At 63.9% G+C, this 18383-nt stretch carries 19 protein-coding genes; 3 read left to right on the top strand and 16 right to left on the bottom strand.

Annotated features, from left to right (window positions below):
- The 7 genes from NKJ20_RS10475 to NKJ20_RS10445 all read right to left on the bottom strand — a co-directional run bounded on the left by NKJ20_RS10475 (position 1) and on the right by NKJ20_RS10445 (position 6852).
- Complete coding sequence (locus NKJ20_RS10475) at positions 1–1077, bottom strand: Gfo/Idh/MocA family protein (protein WP_352743918.1); 1077 nt, start codon at positions 1075–1077, stop codon at positions 1–3.
- Entirely contained in the window at positions 1070–1399 is a 330-nt protein-coding gene (locus NKJ20_RS10470) for an L-rhamnose mutarotase (protein ID WP_023676093.1), read from the bottom strand. The genes NKJ20_RS10475 and NKJ20_RS10470 overlap by 8 nt, the downstream gene beginning before the upstream one ends.
- Positions 1400–1408: 9 nt before the next feature.
- A complete protein-coding gene (locus NKJ20_RS10465; RefSeq protein ID WP_352743916.1) occupies positions 1409–2521 on the bottom strand; it encodes a mandelate racemase/muconate lactonizing enzyme family protein in 1113 nt (370 codons plus the stop codon).
- Between the two features lie 4 nt (positions 2522–2525).
- Positions 2526–3623 carry an ABC transporter ATP-binding protein gene (locus NKJ20_RS10460; RefSeq protein WP_352680370.1) on the bottom strand — a complete coding sequence of 366 codons (1098 nt, stop codon included), beginning with the start codon at positions 3621–3623 and terminating at the stop codon, positions 2526–2528.
- Between the two features lies 1 nt (position 3624).
- Positions 3625–4491, bottom strand: coding sequence for a carbohydrate ABC transporter permease (locus NKJ20_RS10455; protein WP_352451567.1), 867 nt, complete (start codon positions 4489–4491; stop codon positions 3625–3627).
- Positions 4492–4493: 2 nt separating this feature from the next.
- Positions 4494–5390 (bottom strand): carbohydrate ABC transporter permease, encoded by an 897-nt coding sequence (locus tag NKJ20_RS10450; protein ID WP_352743915.1) that lies wholly within the window; start codon positions 5388–5390, stop codon positions 4494–4496.
- Between the two features lie 142 nt (positions 5391–5532).
- Positions 5533–6852 (bottom strand): type 2 periplasmic-binding domain-containing protein, encoded by a 1320-nt coding sequence (locus NKJ20_RS10445; RefSeq protein ID WP_352743913.1) that lies wholly within the window; start codon positions 6850–6852, stop codon positions 5533–5535.
- A 157-nt stretch (positions 6853–7009) separates the two neighbouring features.
- Here NKJ20_RS10445 and NKJ20_RS10440 point away from each other — a divergent pair, with 157 nt between their 5' ends.
- Both NKJ20_RS10440 and NKJ20_RS10435 read left to right on the top strand, forming a co-directional pair.
- On the top strand, positions 7010–7798 hold the full coding sequence (locus NKJ20_RS10440) for an IclR family transcriptional regulator (protein ID WP_352488516.1): 789 nt from the start codon (positions 7010–7012) through the stop codon (positions 7796–7798).
- 65 nt (positions 7799–7863) lie between these two features.
- Positions 7864–8700, top strand: a complete 837-nt coding sequence (locus tag NKJ20_RS10435; protein ID WP_352743911.1) for an amidohydrolase family protein — start codon at positions 7864–7866, stop codon at positions 8698–8700.
- A 68-nt stretch (positions 8701–8768) separates the two neighbouring features.
- Here the strand turns inward: NKJ20_RS10435 and NKJ20_RS10430 are convergent, their stop codons facing one another.
- The 8 genes from NKJ20_RS10430 to NKJ20_RS10395 are packed head-to-tail and all read right to left on the bottom strand — an operon-like array spanning position 8769 to position 16304.
- Entirely contained in the window at positions 8769–9734 is a 966-nt protein-coding gene (locus tag NKJ20_RS10430; RefSeq protein WP_352743909.1) for an ABC transporter permease, read from the bottom strand.
- Between the two features lie 5 nt (positions 9735–9739).
- A complete protein-coding gene (locus NKJ20_RS10425; protein WP_352743907.1) occupies positions 9740–10690 on the bottom strand; it encodes an ABC transporter permease in 951 nt (316 codons plus the stop codon).
- Positions 10687–11430 carry an ATP-binding cassette domain-containing protein gene (locus tag NKJ20_RS10420; protein WP_352612172.1) on the bottom strand — a complete coding sequence of 248 codons (744 nt, stop codon included), beginning with the start codon at positions 11428–11430 and terminating at the stop codon, positions 10687–10689. Before NKJ20_RS10420 ends, NKJ20_RS10425 begins: the two co-directional genes overlap by 4 nt.
- Complete coding sequence (locus tag NKJ20_RS10415; protein ID WP_352743905.1) at positions 11423–12160, bottom strand: ATP-binding cassette domain-containing protein; 738 nt, start codon at positions 12158–12160, stop codon at positions 11423–11425. Before NKJ20_RS10415 ends, NKJ20_RS10420 begins: the two co-directional genes overlap by 8 nt.
- A gap of 57 nt (positions 12161–12217) precedes the next feature.
- Positions 12218–13405, bottom strand: a complete 1188-nt coding sequence (locus NKJ20_RS10410; RefSeq protein WP_352590350.1) for an ABC transporter substrate-binding protein — start codon at positions 13403–13405, stop codon at positions 12218–12220.
- 20 nt (positions 13406–13425) lie between these two features.
- Positions 13426–14568, bottom strand: a complete 1143-nt coding sequence (locus NKJ20_RS10405) for an extracellular solute-binding protein (RefSeq protein WP_352744046.1) — start codon at positions 14566–14568, stop codon at positions 13426–13428.
- Between the two features lie 20 nt (positions 14569–14588).
- Entirely contained in the window at positions 14589–15749 is a 1161-nt protein-coding gene (locus tag NKJ20_RS10400) for a CaiB/BaiF CoA transferase family protein (RefSeq protein ID WP_352680380.1), read from the bottom strand.
- Between the two features lie 3 nt (positions 15750–15752).
- On the bottom strand, positions 15753–16304 hold the full coding sequence (locus NKJ20_RS10395) for a MaoC family dehydratase (RefSeq protein ID WP_352455282.1): 552 nt from the start codon (positions 16302–16304) through the stop codon (positions 15753–15755).
- Positions 16305–16493: 189 nt separating this feature from the next.
- Between NKJ20_RS10395 and NKJ20_RS10390 the strand changes: the two genes are divergently transcribed.
- Positions 16494–17591 (top strand): lactonase family protein, encoded by a 1098-nt coding sequence (locus tag NKJ20_RS10390; protein ID WP_352743904.1) that lies wholly within the window; start codon positions 16494–16496, stop codon positions 17589–17591.
- Between the two features lie 7 nt (positions 17592–17598).
- On the opposite strand, the gene NKJ20_RS10385 is transcribed toward NKJ20_RS10390, so the two are convergent.
- The gene (locus NKJ20_RS10385) at positions 17599–18312 is read right to left on the bottom strand and encodes a GntR family transcriptional regulator (protein WP_023676076.1); all 714 of its coding nucleotides are present in this window, start codon (positions 18310–18312) and stop codon (positions 17599–17601) included.
- Between the last annotated feature and the right edge of the window lie 71 nt (positions 18313–18383).

The following is an 18383-nucleotide window of genomic DNA, read 5'->3' as shown; positions in this document are numbered from 1 at the left end:
TCAGGGCCTCGTCGCTATCGGTGTTGCCGGCGCCGCGCTCGATTGGTAGGCGGCTTCGACCAGCGCCATGGTGTTCCAGCCGTCCTCGACGGAACTGACAAGCTCGGCGTCCTCGCCCGACGCGTAGCGCTGGACATTGGCCATGCGGCCGGCAAAGGCGTCCGGAAACCATGCGCCGACGAGCGGAACCGCAATCCAGTCCGTGCCGCCTTTGGGGTGGATTTCGAGAATGTCCGGCTCGCCCCGCGGATAGTCGAGGTTGACGCCCAGTTTGAGGTAAGCGGCGCCGTCGGTACCGCAGATGCGGAATTCGCAGGCCTGGTGTTTTCGACCGAATTTGTGATCGTGGTTGATCGACAGTGCACAGCGCACGGTGTCGCCAAAGTCGAGGATCGCGCTGGTGCGCGTTTGCGCAACCTTATGGCCGGGGTGGCCGAGTGTCTTGGCGTGAACCCCCTTGGGGTCGCCGAGCAATTGCCGGATCAGGTCGAGATAATGGATGGAATGCATGGTGATCTCGACGCGCGGCGCCTGCAACAGGAATTCCCAGAGCTGCCAGGGTGTCGCCATCGCCAGCCATGCGTCGAAATCGACCACGTCGCCCAGCCAGCCCTTGGCGATCGCATCCCTGAGCGCCAGCATCATCGGCGCGAAGCGCAGCTGGAAATTCACCGCCGCCTTCAGGTCTTTGGAGCGGCAGATTTCGAGGATGTCGGTCGCCTCGGTGAGGTCGCTGCCCATCGGCTTCTGGATCAGCGCCACCGCACCATCGGGCAACGCCCTGAGCACGCCGGCATGGTGAGCCGGCGGCGTCGCCAGATCGAAGACGGCGTCCTTGATTGACGCAGCTTCCTCGACCGACCGGTAAGCGGTGACTCCCCATTTCTGCGCCAGTTTTTCCGCCTTGGGCAGGTCGGGGTCGAAAAGCCCGGCAACCGGGAAACCGGCTTTCCCATAGGCCGGGAAATGCGCATCGCCGACGATCGAGCCGGCGCCGAAAACCACGATCGGCCTGGGCTTTGACGGCTGTGCCCAGGCCTGGGAAAGCGAGGCAGGATCGAAAATGTCGTCAGTCATAGTGGAAGACTTCGTCCATCGACGCCCACCACTCGCCCTCCTTGCGGGTCGGCAGCGGCTCCTGGCACGGCATGCAGAGCGCCCACCATTCCTGCGTCGTGGGATCGGCGGCCATCTTGGCCATGTCGGCGGCATAGTCGGTGCCGTGGTACTCGAAGGTGCTGAACAAAAGGTGCTCCGGCTCCCTCAGATAAATCGAATAATTCTTGATGTTGCAGGCGGAAATCATCTTGAGGACGTCCGGCCACACAGCAGCATGAAGCCGCACATACTCGGCGACTTTCTCCGGCTTGAGGCCGAGCACCATTCCCATTCGCTGCATGTCCGCCTCCTATTTTTCTATCGTCGTGGTGAATTCCGCGATGCTCTTCGCCTTGATCGCATCCCAGTCCCAGTCGATACCAATGCCGGGTTCGTCCGGCGCCAATGCGTGCCCGTCCTCGATGCGCATCTTCTTCCCAGTCAGCTCGTCGAGCTGCGGAATATACTCGACATATCTGCCGTTCTGAACGGCGCACGTCAGGCTGACATGCAGTTCCATCAGGAAATGCGGGCAGACCGGTATGTCGAACGCCTCGGCTGCATGCGCCACCTTCAGCCACGGCGTGATGCCGCCGATGCGGCCGACATCGACCTGCACGATCGAGCACGCGCCCTTCTGCATATATTCGCGGAAATGCCGGATCGAGTAGAGCGACTCGCCGACGGCGATCGGCGTCGACGTCGCATTCGACAGGCGGATATGGCCGTCTATGTCGTCGGCTGGCAGCGGTTCCTCGATCCAGGCGAGGTCGAGTTCACGCAGGCGCTCGGCCCGGCGGATCGCCTCGTCGACAGAAAAGCCCTGGTTGCAGTCGGTCATGATCTCGTAGGAGTCTCCAACCGCCCGGCGCACCGCCGTCAGCCGGACAAGATCCTCGGAGCCGTGCGGCTTGCCGATCTTGACCTTCGAGCCGCGAAAGCCCTTGCCCTTGGCGGCCAGCGCATCCTCGACCAGCGCCTCGGTTTCGATATGCAGCCAGCCGCCTTCGGTCGTGTAGAGCGGGCAGCGGTCCTTGGCGCCGCCGGCCAGCTTCCACAGCGGCAGCCTCTGTTTCTTGGCCCGCAGGTCCCAAAGCGCAGTGTCGATGGCCGCCAGCGTGATTGCCGTGATCGCGCCGATCGTCGTGGCATGGGTGGCGAACTCCAGCTCGTGCCAGATCGCCTCGATCATGTCCGCGTCGCGGCCGATCAGCCGCGGCGCAAGGTGGTCGGCCAGCAGCCGCATCACCGAGGAGCCGCCGGTGCCGATCGTATAGCTGTAGCCGGTGCCGACCGCGCCGTCGGCGTCGGTGATGGTGACGATCGGTGTTTCCTGGCTGACAAAACTCTGGATGGCATCGGTGCGCTTGACCTTCGGCACCAGGTCGACCATCCGCAGTTCGATTTTCTCGATCTTTGCCATGGTTTTAACCTCGCAATGTCCTGCCTGTTTCGGCGGAAAACAGATGGGCCTGCGACAGGTCCAGGCTCATCTTGACCCGGTCGCCGGCTTTCAGCGGCTTTGGATTGAGCATCCGCGATACCCAGTCGCTGCCGTTGAATTCGGCGAACACCAGCGTCTCGTTGCCGAGCGGCTCGGTGACGGTCACCGGCAACTCCACCTGGTGGACGTCGACGTCTTCGCCGGAGCTGATGCCATGCCCGGTCGGATAGATGTCGTCGGGCCTGAGGCCGAACACGACTTTGTCGCCGGCCTCGATATTGGCCTTGAACTGGCTGGGCAAAGGCAGCCTCTCGCCGCTGGCGAACAGCAACTGTCCGTCGTCGACAACCGCCTCATGCAGATTCATCGGCGGCGAGCCGATGAAGCCCGCGACGAAGCGTGTCTGCGGCCGGCGGAAGACCTCGTCGGGTGTGCCGACCTGCTCGATGAAACCGTCACGCATGATGACGATACGGTCCGCCAATGTCATCGCTTCGACCTGGTCATGGGTGACGTAGATCACTGTCGACTTGACCTTGGCGTGCAGCTTCTTGATCTCAGTGCGCATCTGCGTCCGAAGCTTGGCGTCGAGATTGGAAAGCGGCTCGTCGAACAGGAAGACGTCGGGATCGCGCACGATGGCGCGGCCCATGGCGACGCGCTGGCGCTGTCCGCCGGACAGCTGCGACGGCCGGCGGTCGAGCAATTGGTCGAGGCCGAGAATGCCGGACGCTTCGGCGACGCGACGGTCCATTTCTTCTTTCGCGGCGCCGGCTATCTTGAGCGAGAAGCCGAGGTTTTCGCGCACGGTCATATGCGGGTAGAGCGCGTAAGACTGGAACACCATCGAGATGTTGCGCGAGCGCGGCGGCAGATCGTTGACCATGCGGCCGCCGATCTCGATGACGCCGTCGCTGATCGCCTCGAGGCCGGCGATCATGCGCAGGGTTGTCGACTTGCCGCAGCCGGACGGCCCGACCAGCGCGATGAATTCGCGGTCGGCGACCTCGAGATCGATGCCGTGCACCACCGCCACCGGGCCGTAGCTTTTGGTGAGGTTCTTGAGCGATACAGTTGCCATGTCAGCCTTTCACCGCGCCGGAAGTGAGGCCGCCGACGAGATGTTTCTGGACGATGAAGGTAAGCGTGAGCGCCGGTATGACCATGACCACGGCGAGCGCGCACATGCCGCGCCAGTCGATGGTGAATTCGGCCGTATAGTCGAGCAGGCCGACCGGCAGGGTCTTGGAATTGATCGAGCGCGTCAGCTGCGAGGCGAGCGCGAACTCGTTCCAGGAGGTGAGGAAGGCAAAGATGCCGGCCGAGGCGATGCCGGGCCCGGCCAACGGAAACTCGACCTGCCAGAAGGCCTGCCAGCGCGTGCAGCCGTCGATCTGCGCGGCTTCGGCGAGGTCTTTCGGCACCTGGCGGAAAAAGCCGTCGATCAGCCAGACGGTGAACGGCACGTTGAGCGCGACATAGACCAGGATCAGCCCGAAATGCGTGTCGATGATGCCGAGCCGCGCAAAGACGAAGAACAGCGGCAGCGACAGCGCGATGCCGGGCACCGTGCGCGTCAGCATCAGGCCGAGGAACATCGCCGACTTGGCGCGAAAGCGGTAGCGCGCAAAGGCGTAGCCGCCGGCCATGCCGATGACGATGGCGATCACCGTCGAGGTCACCGAGATGATCAGCGAATTGCGGAAGTAGTCGAGCACCGGAATGCCGCCCTGGCCGACGCCGCTGAACATGGCGATGTAGGCGTCGAGCGAGAGTTGCTGCGGGATCCACACCGGCGGCTTGGCCATGATTTCGACGGTCGGCCGCAGCGACGACAGCACGATCCAGATGCCGGGCAGGCAGATGACCAGCATGGCCAGGAACAGTCCGATGCCGTGAACGATTCCGAGCGCTTTGTTGCCGACGCGATGCAGGCTGTTCTGGTCCATCCTCACCACTCCGCCGCGATCTGCGTGCGCGCTGCGGCGAGCTTGCGGTAGAAATAGACGGTGAACAGGATCGACAGCAGGATCGAGAAATAGGCCATGGCATTGGCCATTCCCATCCTGGCATCGCTGTAGGCGATGCGGGCGACCAGCGTCCAGACCAGTTCGGTGCGGCCGGCGGGGCCGCCGTCGGTCATGATCTTTACGATGTCATAGGCGCGCGCGACGTCGAGTGAGCGGATGGTCATGGCGATAAAGGCAAACGGCATGATGAACGGCCAGGTGACATAGCGGAATGTCTGCCACGGCGTGCAGCCGTCGACGCGGGCCGCCTCGACCGGTTCGCGCGGCATCGCCAGCAGCCCGGCCAGGATCAGGATCGCGAACACCGAGGTCGACGACCAGATCTCGGCGATCAGGATGGCGATGAAGGCGAGATTGCCGTCGATCAGCCACGGGATGGCGCGATCGGTCAGGCCGAGCCCCTGCAGGGCGTTGTTCACCAGGCCGATATTGTCATTGAACATGAATTTGAACTGGAAGCCGACGAGGATCGGCGAAAACATCATCGGAAACATCATGATGGTGCGCAGGATCCGCTGGCCGCGCGATGCCTTCTCCACCAGCAGGGCCAGCCCGAGCCCGATCAGCATTTCCAGGTTGAGCGCGACGGTCAGCAGCACCACGGTGCGGGCAAAGGCGACCCAGAAGGCGCGGCTGGTCAGGATGGTGACGTAGTTGCGCGCGCCGATGAAGACCCAGAACGTCTCCGGCCTGGTCAGCCGGAACGGCGTGAAGCTGGAATAGAGCGAAAGCAGCAACGGCACCACCACCACCGCCGCCAGAACGATCACCGCCGGCAGCAGGAGCAGCAATGGCGGCGAAGGTCTCCAGCCTTTCATGGCGATCCGGTTCTGGTTGGTGCCCGGACACCGAAGGCCGCCATCGGCGGCCTGGGATCAAGACAAAGCGTGTTGCGCATGGTTCGTAAAAAGTTCGGGGACGCCGCTCTTCGATGAGCGCGGCGCCCCCTTGGGAGAATGGTCAAAGCTTGCCGGCGTCCTCGAGGATTTGCGTGGCCTTGGCGGCAGCGTCGTCCAGAGCCCGCTTGGAGGTCTTGTCGCCAAGGATGGCGGCCTGCAATTCGGGATAGACGGCGTTGGAGATTTCGATCCATTCAGGTGTCTGCGGCACGGCAAAAGCGTGCTTTGCCTCTTCCTGGAAAGCCGCCAGCACTTCCTTCTTGTAAGGATCATTGGCCGCCTGCTGGATGTCCCAGTCCCACACCGCCGTGCGGGTCGGCAGTGGGCCGCTTGCCGCCTCGAGCTTCTGGCTGTCCTCATTGGTCAGGAACCAGACCAGCGACGCCGCGGCTTCCTTGCTGGCGCAGTTTTCGGTGACCGAAAATCCGTGGTGCCCCGACCAGCCGGTGCGAATGCCGGCCGATCCCTTCGGCGCCACCTTCACGCCGACATTGCCGGCGACCTTCGACGACTTCGGATCGTTGAAGAAGCCTGCCCAGCCCGGCCAGTCGAGGTTGATGGCGACGGTGCCCGAGGCAAAGCCCTGGCCGAGATCGTCCCACAGATAGTTGGTGGTGCCGGCCGGCACCGCCTTGGCCTTGTAGAGATTGACGAACCAGTCGAGCGCGTGCACGCCGGCTTCCGAGTTGAAGGCCGGCTTGCCATCCTTGTCGAGGTATTCGCCGCCGTCGGCGATGAGCATCTCGTAAAAGCGGCCGTTGATCGCCTCTTCCTTGCCGGCGAACTGGGTGCCGTAGAAATCGGGCGGGCTGGCGAAGAATTCCGCCTGCTGGGCGACCTCGTCCCAGGTGTCGGGCGGTGTCAGATCCTTGCCGTATTTGGCCTTGTAGGCGGCCTTCTTGGCTTCGTCCTGGTAGAGGCTCTTCTGGTAATAGAGCGCCGAGACGTCGAACTGCGCGCGCGGCAGCATGACCAGCTTGCCCTCGAGCGTGGAGGCCTTGATCGTCGACGGCACGAAGGCGTCGATCTCCTCCTTCGGCAGCAGCTTGTTGAGATCGGTGTAGATATCAGGATATTGCGGCGCGAAGGACGAGTGGTTCGACCCGACGCACCAGTTGATGCTGCCGGAGGCGATGTCCGACTTGATCTCCTTGTCGAGCTCGAAGTGGTTTTTCTTCGAGATCACGTTGACCTTGGCGCCGGTCAGTTTTTCCCATTCGCCGATGCGCGCGTACAGCCCTTCATATTGCTGGCCGCCGATCAGCTTGGCGTCGATGGTGACGCCGTCGAATTTACCGGGCAGGTCGGCAGCAAGGGCAGCACTCGCACCAAGTGCGAGCAGCGTTACGCCGGCCGACAGGCCGCAAAACAGTTTCGTCATTGGTATCCTCCCAAGAGTCTGCGTCGATCGCGTAGTGAGGTCGATCGGCAGCTTCATTCATATACAAACAAAATATTTATAAGATCGTCAAGCCGAAAGTTCTTCCGGAAGCAACCGTTATGCGTATATGAAATATGAAATTCACTGGAGAAGCCCAATGGCAGAGGACGAGGAAGACGAGCGCTATCGAGCCCCGGCGTTGGACAAGGGGCTCGACATTCTCGAGCTGCTGGCCGGCGTCGACGGCGGCCTGACGCAGGCGGAAATCGCCAAGAAACTCGACCGCAGCCCGAACGAGTTCTATCGCATGCTGGATCGGCTGGTGCGGCGCGGCTATGTCACGCGGCCGGATGGCGACCGTTACTCGCTGACGCTCAAGCTGTTTGGCCTGGCGCAGCTGCACGCGCCGGTGCGCCGGCTGGCTTCCTACGCGACGCCGCTGATGCGCGAACTGGCCGAAACCACACAGCAGGCAAATCAGCTGGTCGTCTTCGACCGCGGTTCCGCGGTGGTGATCGCACAGCAGGAGGCGCCGGATTACTGGGGCATCTCCATCCGCGTCGGCTCGCATATCAGCCTGTTCGACACCGGGTCCGGCCATGTATTGCTGGCGTTCCGCCCGCCGGAAGAGCGGCAGATGATGATCTCAGAACATCTGCGCAGTACCGACAAGCCGCCGCAATCGCCGGAATTCTTCGCCCGCCTCGACCAGATCAGGGAACGCGGCTACGAGATGATGGCGTCGATGCAGACGGCCGGCGTGTTCAATCTGTCGACGCCCGTTCTCGGCTCGGATGGCAAGGCCATCGCCGCACTGTCGATCCCCTACATAACCCTGGTCAACGCACCCAAGGCGCCCGACATCACCAGGACGATAGAGCTGCTGCTGGCAGCGACCGAAAAGCTGTCGCAACTGGCGGGATCGACCGTCAAGCAATCGCGATGAATTCTTATTTGAATGAAGAATTTCTCCGTGAGATGATCTCGAAGTCGCCAGGGAGGAGCGCCGCCATGATCTTCGACACCCATCTGCACCTGATCGACCAGTCCGCGCTGCGCTATCCCTGGCTGGCCGGCGTGCCGGCGCTCAACCGCGATTTCTCCTACGTCGAATATGCAGTCCAGGCCCGCCGTGCCGGCATCGAGGGCGCATTGCATATGGAGGTCGATGTCGATCCTGCCGACATCGAGGCTGAAACCAGCCGTGTCAAAGCGCTGTCGCGGGAAAAGGCCAGCTTGCTGCGGGGGGCAATTGCCTCCTGCCGTCCGGAAGAGCCCGGCTTTGCCGCCTATCTCGAGCGCCAGCGCGCCGATCCTTTCGTCAAAGGCTTTCGCCGCGTGCTGCACGTCATGCCGGACGAGCTTTCGGAGGGCGCGCTGTTTCGCGAAAACATCAAGCGGCTTGCCGGCAGCGGCCTGACCTTCGACCTTGTCGTTCTGCCGCACCAGATCCCCAAGGCGATTGCACTCGCCGACGTCGCGCCGGATGTGCAGTTCGTGCTCGACCATTGTGGCGTGCCCGACATCAAGGGTGGTGCCGAGCACCCCTGGCGCGAGCACATGGCGGAGATCGCGCGGCGCCCGAACGTCGTCGGCAAAATTTCCGGTGTGGTCGCCTATGCGGATGCCGGATCCTGGACTGTCGAAACGCTGCGTTCCTATGTCGAGCACACCATCGAATGCTTCGGCTGGGACCGCGTTGTGTGGGGCAGCGACTGGCCGGTCTGCACGCTTGGCGGCGGGCTTGCGACCTGGGTGGCGGCAACGCACGCGCTGCTCGCCGGCACCAGCGCCGATGAAAGGCAGCAACTGCTGTCCGGCAACGCCAAGCGGCTGTGGAGTTTGTAGAGCATTTTGCAGCCAAGTGATGGAATCACATGGCGTCGCACAAATGCGGCTAAAACGAATAGGTGGCCTCAGATCGTCGCCGACACGTGCCGCTCGCGACCGTAGAGCGAAACCAGGAGCACGATGACCAGGCCAAGTGCCGCCTGCACGGTCGAGGGCCGGAAGCCGAGGCCGATCAGCAGCGTGTTGATCTCCGTCAGCACCAGCACGCCGGCAATGGTGCCGAAATAGCTGCCGCGGCCGCCGACAAGGGCGGCGCCGCCGACCACCACTGCCGCGATCGTCTGGAACAGATAGGGCTGGCCGACATCGCCATAGGCAGAGCCGGTGAAGCCGAGCAGCAGCACGCCGGCCGCGGCGGCGAAGAAGGCGCTCGCGGCATAGGTCACGGTCCACATGCGGACCGGATCGATCAGCGCCAGCGGCGCAGCACCTGGATTGCTGCCTAGGGCGTAGAGACGGCGGCCGTATGGCGTGCGCGCCAGCACCAGCGCCACCAGCAAGGTCAGCACCGCGACGCATGGCACCAGCCCCGGCACCGGCAGCGGTCCGACCGAACCGCCGATCGAAACGAAGGCGGAAACCGCGGCAGGCGCCGATCCGGATGGAAAGCCACCGGTCCACAACAGGACGGCACCTTGCACGATCATGCCAGTGCCGAGCGTGACGATCAGCGGGTGGATATCGAGCCCACGTGAGATCAGGCCGTTCAGCGCCCCGATCAGTATGGCGAGCGCGACGACGACTGCGCAGACAAGGGCAAAATTCCAGCCGACGCCGTAGAGCTGTGCGGCAACGACATTGGCAAAGCCGATGATGAAGGGGATCGACAGATCGATACCGCCCAGGATTACGACGAGGGTCTGGCCGATCGATGCCACCGCCAGCAGCGAGGCGATCACCAGCAGCGCCCGGATGGCGAACGGCTGGGAGTAGCCCGGGATGAGCAAGGTGCCAAGGAGATGCAAGGCGACAGCGACGGCAAAGGCACCGGCGACACGCGCATTGGTGGATTGGAACCAGGTCTGGCGCATGCTTCTCAGCCTTTCCCTCCCGAGAGCCGCTCCTGCAGCGCCGTCATGATGACGGCCACAACCAGGATCGCGCCATAGGCGATCTGCAGCACATAGGTGGAGACGTTGAAGGCGGTCAGCACGCTCTGCAGCAGGAAGATGTCGACAGCGCCGATGGCGGCGCCGGCGAGCCCGCCGCGCCCGCCGGCAAGGCTGACGCCGCCGAGCGCCACCGCGGCAATCGCGATCAGCGTGTAGGTTGGCCCGATATTAGGGTCGGCCGAACCGATCAGCGCGGTCAGCATCAGGCCGGCACAGGCGGCAAGTATGCCGGTCATGACATAGGCGATGAAACGCACTTTCGTCACCGGAATGCCGGCCGTGTAGGCGGCGCGGTCGTCGCTGCCCACCGCCATCAGCTGGTCGTAATAAGGCGTCTGTCGCACCAGCCACCAGAACAGCAAGATCAGCGCCAGCGGCAGCGCCGACCAGGGTCCGGCCATTGCCTTCAGCCAGCCCGGCGCCGGCCCGACCGGCGCCGGCAGGACGGTCAGCGTCATGCCGGTGAGGATCAGATAGGTGCCGAGCGTCGCAACGATCGGCTGGATGCGGACGATGGTCGCCAGAAAGCCGTTGGCGGCGCCGACGATCGCGCCGATCAACAGCGCCGCCGGCACGATGAACATCGGCGAAGACATGCCAAGCCTGAGAAACAGCAGCTGGATCACCATCGCATTGACGAAGCCCATCAATGGCCCGACGGAAATGTCGATGCCACCGCGCCCGGCCAGGATCACCGGAGCCGAGGCGACCGCTGCGCCGATCAGCGGCGCGGCGAGCCCGATCAGCGCGCCCCAGGCGGCAGGATGGAAGCGCGCCGGATTAAGCAGCAGATTGACCGCGATCAGGATCACCAACAGCACTGCCGCAAAGCCAGCGCCGCGCCATCGCGCCGCCATGCGCCGCAACCCGCTCATGCGGCGCGTCCGAACATGGCGGCTATCACCGTATCGCTTTTCATTTCGTCTCCGGTGATTTCAGCCGCCACCTGCTGTTCGCGGAACACCAGCACGCGATGGCAAAGCAGCAGGATCTCCTCGATCTCGCTCGACAGGATGACCAGCGCCATGCCGTCCGCCGCCAGTCCACGAAACACATCGTAGAGGACATGGCGCGTCGCCACGTCGACACCGCGCGTCGGATCGTTGAGGAGCAGGATCGCCGGTTCCAGCGCCAGTGCGCGGGCCAGCAGCACCTTCTGCTGATTGCCGCCGGAAAGCGTGGTGATCGGGGCGTCCGGCCGTGGCGCGATGATCGACAGTCTGTCCCGATAGCGTTCATAGCGCTGCCGCCGCGCGGCGAAGCTGAGCAGGCCGAAACGCATATCGCGCGACAGCGTCGAGACGGCAAAATTGTCGAGCACCGATTGGGTCGGAAAAATGCCGGTGGTGCGCCGGTCGCGCGGCAAATAGGCGATGCCGCCGGCGACCGCCTTGCGGAAATTGGTGATCGCGCGCGCTCCGGTTGGCGCCTCGACGGTCACCTCGCCGCCGGCCGGGCGTTCCAGGCCGGCCAGCACTTTCAGGAACCGCTCCTGTCCGTGGCCGTCGAGGCCGGCAAGGCCGACGATCTCGCCAGGCGCAATGGTTTGTGTCATGGGGCTTGCGCTCGGCGCGATCACCAGGCCACGCACCGAAAGGCTGGCGCGATCAGCCATGCGCCAGCTCCGCCGCCGTGCGTGGCGCCATCGCTCTGAGAAGTTCGGATGCGGTGGACGTGCCGCGTTCCTCAGTCGTCACCACGCTGCCGCCGCGCAGGACGGAAATCCGGTCCGAAAGCGACATAACCTCGTCCATGCGATGGGTGATGAACAGGATCAGGCAGCCTTCGGAGGCAAGCTTGCGCATCATGGCAAAGACCGCCTCGCGATCGGCAAAGTCGAGCGCAGCCGTAACCTCGTCAAGGATGAGAATGCGCGGGCTGCGCACCACGGCGCGGGCGAGCACTACCAATTGCTGAACCGCAAGCGGCAATTGCCCGGCCAACTGGTCGAGCGGGATCTCGGTCACCGCGAAGCGCTTCAGCACCGCTTGCGCGCGTTGCCGCCGCTCGGCGCGCGGCACGGTGCGCGTCAGCAGGCCGTCGAGGCCGAGCAGGATATTGTCCGTCACCGAACGGTCAGGCGCGATCAGCACTTCCTGGAACACGGTGGCGAACCCGACGCCCTGGAATGCCGCCGGCGAGAGGCCGGTAAAGGGCGCTCCGTCGAGCAGGATCGCGCCGCTGTCCGGCTGGACGATTCCCGACAGCAGCTTGACCAGCGTGCTCTTGCCCGAACCATTCTCGCCCAGGATGGTGTGGATCGTGCCGGCGCGGAATGCGATTGAGGCATTGGCCAGCGCAATCGTTTCGCCGTAGCGTTTCGAGATGGCCTGGACTTCCAGCATGACCAATCCTGATGGAGAAAGCCGGCACCGCTGGTGCGGAGCCGGCCCTCATAAATGCTACTTGGCGCAGGCGTCCGGCACCTTCGAATAATCCCAGCCCTTGGTCGGTGCCGGATTGGCGAAGTAGGCATCGAGCCATTCCTCCGGCATCGGATCCTTCGGCGGGACCGGGAAGATCGAGACGGCGTCCGGCGTCATGCAGTCCTTGTACCAGGCGCCGAGGTCGGCATTGTGGACCGGCGGAATCGGGATCAGCAGTGTGTTGAGCTTCGGCTTCTGTCCGTCGAGCATGCGCACGCCGACACGAAACAGCGTCTCGGCCGTCCAGTGCGGCAGAACCGCATGGCCTTCGAACCGGTATTTGTCGGGATTGGCCTTCCAGTAGCCGAGCGCATCGCCGGTGATCGAGCCGGTGATCAGCGGGGCAGGGCGGCCGGCCTCGGCAAAGGCCTCGGCAACGACGCGGCTTTCGCTGCCCGTCGTCCACACCGCATCGATCGGCGCCGGATTGGTGGCGATCGCCTGCAGCACCGCTGTCTTGGTGACGTTGGCCGTCCAGTTGCCGTTGACGCTGCGCGAGACCTTGAGCTTTGAATTTTCGGCCAGCGCCTTGTCGCCGCCCTGGCGCTCCTGCACGACGATCGGGTGACCGGCGATGCCTTCGACCAGAAGCACGCTGCCGCCGTCCGGCATTGCTTTGCCGATCGCGGTCATCATGTCGTAGCCCCAGCGCGCATAGTTGGAATCGACGTTGATCGCATTCGGGCTGGTCACCGACCCAGCTGCCGTGATGAAGGGGATGCCGGCTTTGGCTGCGGCATCGATGGCATCGTCCAGCGCCGTCGCCGAGCCGGGGATCGAGGTGATGATCGAGCATTTCTTGTCGATGAAGGCGCGGATCTGGTTGATCTGCTGACTGGCGTCATTGTTGGAATCCGACACCTCGAAGCTCGCCACGGTGCCGTCGGCGATCAGGCCGTCGACCAGCCGCTTCAACTCCTTGGTCACGGTGACGCGCCACGGATTGCCCTGGTAGGACTCGGAGTGGCACCATTTCCACGGCTTTGACGGCGGCGTGAAATTATCCCAGGCCGACGGCAGCACCTTTTGCGGCGCGCCGTCATATTGCGCCTTCAGTTCGGTCGGCAATCCAGCAATGACGCCCGAAACGTCTTGAGCGCAGGCTATGGTCGTGACCGATGCAAGTGCGGTTGCGGCCATAAGGCCGCGGATCAGGCTGTTCATGTTCTCCTCCGTTCGGTTGTTCAGGCTCCTCCGCCGGCAACGCCGGACACCTGCTTCGAAAGGCTCTCCCGAAACAGGCGATTGAGATCGGCAACGACGCGAGCGGCATTGTGCCTTTCGCTCAGGCCGAGATTGATGCGATCTGACGCCGCCTGCTGGAACGCCATGTAGCCGTCGTGCCGTGGCCTCACCCAGGCACCTTCTAGCGTAGCCCGCGTGTCCTTGTAGAAATTGCCGGCGGCGGCGTTGACGGCGGCATCCGCCCAGGCTGCCGTATGGCCGGGCTGGCCGCCGGCCGAGGCGTAAGGGCCGCGCTGCACGTCACCGCTGGCGATCCAGTAGGCGAAGTCGATTGCCGCCTGCCCGGCCTTCGAGAAGGCCGACACGGCGATGCCGGTCCCGCCGAGCGCCGAGCCTTTGGGGCCGGCATTGCCAGCGGCCGGGATATCGGCGAAAGCCAGGCGGTTGGGCCGAAACCCGGCGATGGCATAGGAGACATAGCCATAGATCAGCGGCGCGCAGGCGATCCGCGAGCCGGATCCGGCCATTTGCTCCAGAACCGCGATCGGATCCATGCCAAGACAGGCCGGGTCGACGAGGGCTGCGATCTCGCGCATCATCTCGAAGACCTGCTTGCCCGCTGCCGGGTCCACATGGTCGCCAGGGCCTTCACCGGCGGGCCGGCCGAGATTGCCGGCAAGCGTGTAGAACACCATCAGCGAATGCGGCGGCCTGAGCGGCAACAGCACGTGGCCTTGCCGGGCCAGATCGAGGGCATCGGCCCACCTCGCCGGCGCTGCCGAAAGCATGTCGGGCCGCCATGCCTGCACCTGGCTGGCCGCGTCGATCGGAAACGCCCACTGCCGGCCTTGCCAGTTGTAGCTCGGAAAGGACCGGCCGACACTGCCCGCCGCAAGTGCTGCACGTTCGGCTTCCCGGCCGGCGACATCGAGCGGCGCCAGGCAATTCTCGGCGGTGATCTGGCCGACATGCGGATGGTCGACGACGATCAGGTCGTAGGCACGGGCCAGTTCCTCGACCGGGAAGGATTCGAAATCCTGCAGCGAGCGCTTGTCCCATTCAACGGCGATGCCAGTTTGTTGCTTCCACAGTCTCGAACAGGCGACCATCGGGTCATAGCCGCGCGGATGGCTCCAGGTCATGCCTTTGAGCGTGACGTCGCTCACAGCCCGAACTCCGCGCGGATTTTTGCGCTGTGCTCGCCGATGCGTGGCGCGGCCCGCTCGACCTTCGCGCGGATGCCGTCTACCCTGAGCGGCGAGCGCGTGGTGAGGATCGAAACGTCATCCTCGCGCGTCACCGTCTGCAGCATGTCGAGGACCTGGAAGCCTTCGCTGGCCATCATTTCCGGCCAGCTCAAAACCTTGGCGCACCAGATGTCGGCAGGCTCGAGAATGGCAAGCCATTCGTCGACCGTCTTCGTTGCGATCTTTTGCGCGATGATCGCCTTGATCTCGTCGCGGGCGGTGAACCAGGTCGACGGCTGGTCGCGATAGGGCGCAAGTTCCTCGAGCCCGAGGAGATCGGCGAGTTTCGAGATCGGCGTCATGGCGATCGCCAGATAGCCGTCCTTGGCCGGATAGACGCCGTAGGGCGCCGAGAGATAGGCGTGCGCGCTGCGGAAGCTCGACCGCCGCGGCAGCCGGCGCCCGTCATTGAGATGCGTGGTCAGCACCTCGAACTGGAAGTCGACCAGCGCTTCGAGCAGGCTGGTCTCGACATGGCTGCCGTTGCCGGTCACGCCGCGCCGCACCAGTGCGGCGAGGATGCCTTGCGCGGCGGCGGAACCCGCCAGCATGTCGGCGATCGCCAGGCCGAAGGGCACCGGCCCTTGGTCCTCGTCGCCGTTCAGCCACATCACGCCGGAGCGGGCCTGCGCCAGCAGATCCTGCCCGGGCCGCTTGACCCACGGGCCTTCCTCGCCATAGCCGCTGATCGAGGCATAGACCAGGCGCGGATTGATCTTGCGCACCGCCTCGTAATCGAAGCCCAGGCGTTCGATGACGCCGGGCCTGAAATTCTGGATCAGCACGTCGGCCTTGGCCAGCAGGCCGCGCAGCGCCGCAAGGTCGGCCTCGTCCTTCAAGTCGATGGCAAGGCTTTCCTTGGCGCGGTTGATCGCATGGAAAATGGTGGAATCGCCGCCGATCTCGGTGTCGCTGAGATAGAGCCGGCGCGACAGGTCGCCGCCGTCCGGCCGTTCGATCTTGATGACGCGAGCGCCGAGGTCGAGCAGTCTGAGCGAGCAGTAGGGCCCGGACAAGAATTGGCTCATATCGACAACGATGAGCCCGGTCAGCGGCAGTTCGGCAATGGCAGCCATTGCCTATTTCTCCGTCTTGCCGGCGAAATCGGCCGGATTGCGGTACTTCACCGTCTGCAGGTGCTCGCAATAAAGCACGAGCTCGCCTTCACCCTTGAAGACTTCATAGCTGGCGCGGATCAGCCCCATTTCCTTGTATTTTGGCTTCTTGTCGAGGTTGGAGCGGATCGAATAGATCGTGTCGCCTATGAACACCGGCTTGATGAAGCGCAATTTGTCGTAGCCATACGAAAAGGCGTTAATGCAATTGGTGGCGACGAGACCGAGCCCGGCAGAGAACACGAAGGCCCCTGCCACCAGCCGCTTGCCGAAAATGCCTTGCGTTTCGGCGAACATCTGGTCCTGCACGTATGGATGGATGTCGAGCACCAGCGTGTTGAAGAGATGGCTGTCGCCCTCGGCAATGGTCCGGCGCAGCGAGCGGATCTTCTGGCCGACCGGCCAGTCTTCGTAGAACCAGTTCTCCGCGTTCCAGACGGGAAGGTCGGCGTGATCCCTAGGCATGTTGGCGGGGTGTGTCGATGCCACGCCCACGGTTGGCGCGAAACCGCTCATGACGACTTCCTCTGGGAGCGGGAATCGTCCATCAGGGCGCGCCGCAGACCAGCGAAATGCATGATCGATCCTCCCGTCAATCTTCTTTTGTGAATAGTATTTTCACATATGGGGTTGTGTTGCAAGCGTGAACAGGCGAAATTTTGCCGCTCCGTCGGGGCCAATGCCGGCGGAACAAGGGAGGAAGTGATGCAGAATGCCTGTCTGGTTTTCGTCGGCAGCCTCAATCGCGACGCCCCGTATTTTCAGGGCGCGCGCGGCATCGGGCTGGGTGTCTACAGTTTCGACGAAGGGACGCTGCAGACGAAGAAACTGGCCGAGACGCGAGACATCGACAATCCCACCTTCCTGTCGGTGACGCCGGCCGGCTCCCACTTCTATGCCAACTCAGAAGTGTTCACCTGGCGCGAAGGGGTGGTCTCGGCCTACCGTTTCGACAGGCAGACCGCCACGCTGTCCTACATCAACAAGCAGCCGACGCTGGGCAGCATCACGGCGCACAACACCATCACGCGCGACCGGACCAAGCTGCTGGTCGCCAATTACAGGCAGGATCTGGTCCGGTCCCGCTATGGGCAACGCTCGACAACGGCGCTGTCAGGCCGCCATTCTCACCCAACCCATAGACCACGACCGAGCGATCGGGGCCGCCCTCGCCCATGCCGCCAGGAGCGGCCGCATGCCCATAGCGTAACCGAGACGGTTGCCGGCGGCATGGCGATCGTCGCTGACCTCGGCATCGACCGGCTGGTGTCCTATCGCATCGGCTCAGACGGCAGCCTGACGAAGCTCGCCGAGTCGGCGCTTGCGCCAGGCGCGGGTCCGCGCCATCTCGCACTGCATCCGGGCGGTCGCTTCGTGTTCGTCATGAACGAGCTGGATTCGACGGTTGTCTCGCTGGCGCTGGACGAAGCATCAGGCAAGCTTACGGTGATCGACAGCAAGCCGGCCGTGCCGCCCGAGGCGCGCGACGGCAATCACTGCGCCGACATCCAGATCTCGCCTGACGGCCGCTTTCTCTACGGCTCCAACCGCGGTCATGACAGCATCGTGGTGTTTTCGATCGACCAGCAAACCGGCAGGATTGCCCTTGTCGACTATACGCCTTGCGGCGGTGCCACGCCGCGCAATCTGGCACTGACGCCCTCGGGCGGCCATCTGTTCTCGGCCAACCAGAATGCCGACCGCATCTCGATTTTCGCCCGTGATGCCGCAACCGGCCGGCTGACCGACACCGGCCGATCCATCGAAATTGGCACGCCGATGTGCGTGAGGATCGTGCGTTGACGCGATCTCAGAACTCGAGCGCCTGCCTGAGTGCCGGGCCGCTCCTGACGCGCAAATCGAGGTCGGCCTCGATATGGTCGATGTGGTGCAGCATCAGCGCGCTGGCGCGTTCGGCATTGCCATTTTCCAGCGCCTCGAGGATCTGCGTGTGTTCGTTGTGGCCGCAGCTCGAGATGCCCGAGCGGCCATAGAGTGCGATCACCAGCGATGAACGAGCGACCAATTCCTCCATGAAGCGCTGCAGGATGACGTTTCCCGCGACCGACGCCAGAAGCAGGTGAAAATCCCCCGACGCCTTGATCTCCGATCGCCTTGCGTTCGGTCCGCGTTCGGCGATGAAACGGCCTTCTTCGTCGAGCTGGGCCTTGAACGCGGCGACATGCGCCGGCGTCATCCGTCCGGCGGCGGCAATCGCGATGCCTGGTTCGATGAGCCGGCGCGAAGCAAAAACCTGCCGCGCTTCCTCCGGCGACGGGTTGGCGACGAAGGCGCCGCGATTGCGCTCGGTGCGCACCAATCCCTCGAAGGAAAGCATCTGCAGTGCCGCACGCGCCACGGTGCGGCTGACATCGAACAGCGTGCCGACTTCGCCTTCGGAAAGCTTTGTTCCCGGCGCCAGCCGGCGATCGACGATCGCGTCGCGCAACTGGTCGCGGATCGCCTGCGCGCGATCCTCGTTGGCGGCCTCGATAGCAGGGAAGGTCTGGTCGGCAATGTTCATGGCAGTGGTCCTGCGTTCTTCTACCCTGAATCGCATCGCTTGGACGAGAGACAAAGTGAATACAGAGATGA

It is taken from the genome of Mesorhizobium sp. M0185 (genome assembly GCF_040322175.1).
Taxonomy (GTDB): Bacteria; Pseudomonadota; Alphaproteobacteria; order Rhizobiales; family Rhizobiaceae; genus Mesorhizobium.
Note: the sequence above shows the minus strand (reverse complement) of the source record. Positions and strands in the feature narration are given on the sequence as shown.

Coding starts and splice junctions, on each gene's coding strand:
- NKJ20_RS10445 (WP_352743913.1), bottom strand. CDS start 6,852: ATGACGAAACTGTTTTGCGGCCTGTCGGCCGGCGTAACGCTGCTCGCA.
- NKJ20_RS10395 (WP_352455282.1), bottom strand. CDS start 16,304: ATGAGCGGTTTCGCGCCAACCGTGGGCGTGGCATCGACACACCCCGCC.
- NKJ20_RS10440 (WP_352488516.1), top strand. CDS start 7,010: ATGGCAGAGGACGAGGAAGACGAGCGCTATCGAGCCCCGGCGTTGGAC.
- NKJ20_RS10405 (WP_352744046.1), bottom strand. CDS start 14,568: ATGACCTGGAGCCATCCGCGCGGCTATGACCCGATGGTCGCCTGTTCG.
- NKJ20_RS10465 (WP_352743916.1), bottom strand. CDS start 2,521: ATGGCAAAGATCGAGAAAATCGAACTGCGGATGGTCGACCTGGTGCCG.
- NKJ20_RS10470 (WP_023676093.1), bottom strand. CDS start 1,399: ATGCAGCGAATGGGAATGGTGCTCGGCCTCAAGCCGGAGAAAGTCGCC.
- NKJ20_RS10420 (WP_352612172.1), bottom strand. CDS start 11,430: ATGGCTGATCGCGCCAGCCTTTCGGTGCGTGGCCTGGTGATCGCGCCG.
- NKJ20_RS10410 (WP_352590350.1), bottom strand. CDS start 13,405: ATGAACAGCCTGATCCGCGGCCTTATGGCCGCAACCGCACTTGCATCG.
- NKJ20_RS10475 (WP_352743918.1), bottom strand. CDS start 1,077: ATGACTGACGACATTTTCGATCCTGCCTCGCTTTCCCAGGCCTGGGCA.
- NKJ20_RS10435 (WP_352743911.1), top strand. CDS start 7,864: ATGATCTTCGACACCCATCTGCACCTGATCGACCAGTCCGCGCTGCGC.
- NKJ20_RS10390 (WP_352743904.1), top strand. CDS start 16,494: ATGCAGAATGCCTGTCTGGTTTTCGTCGGCAGCCTCAATCGCGACGCC.
- NKJ20_RS10400 (WP_352680380.1), bottom strand. CDS start 15,749: ATGGCTGCCATTGCCGAACTGCCGCTGACCGGGCTCATCGTTGTCGAT.
- NKJ20_RS10385 (WP_023676076.1), bottom strand. CDS start 18,312: ATGAACATTGCCGACCAGACCTTCCCTGCTATCGAGGCCGCCAACGAG.
- NKJ20_RS10460 (WP_352680370.1), bottom strand. CDS start 3,623: ATGGCAACTGTATCGCTCAAGAACCTCACCAAAAGCTACGGCCCGGTG.
- NKJ20_RS10430 (WP_352743909.1), bottom strand. CDS start 9,734: ATGCGCCAGACCTGGTTCCAATCCACCAATGCGCGTGTCGCCGGTGCC.
- NKJ20_RS10425 (WP_352743907.1), bottom strand. CDS start 10,690: ATGAGCGGGTTGCGGCGCATGGCGGCGCGATGGCGCGGCGCTGGCTTT.
- NKJ20_RS10455 (WP_352451567.1), bottom strand. CDS start 4,491: ATGGACCAGAACAGCCTGCATCGCGTCGGCAACAAAGCGCTCGGAATC.
- NKJ20_RS10450 (WP_352743915.1), bottom strand. CDS start 5,390: ATGAAAGGCTGGAGACCTTCGCCGCCATTGCTGCTCCTGCTGCCGGCG.
- NKJ20_RS10415 (WP_352743905.1), bottom strand. CDS start 12,160: ATGCTGGAAGTCCAGGCCATCTCGAAACGCTACGGCGAAACGATTGCG.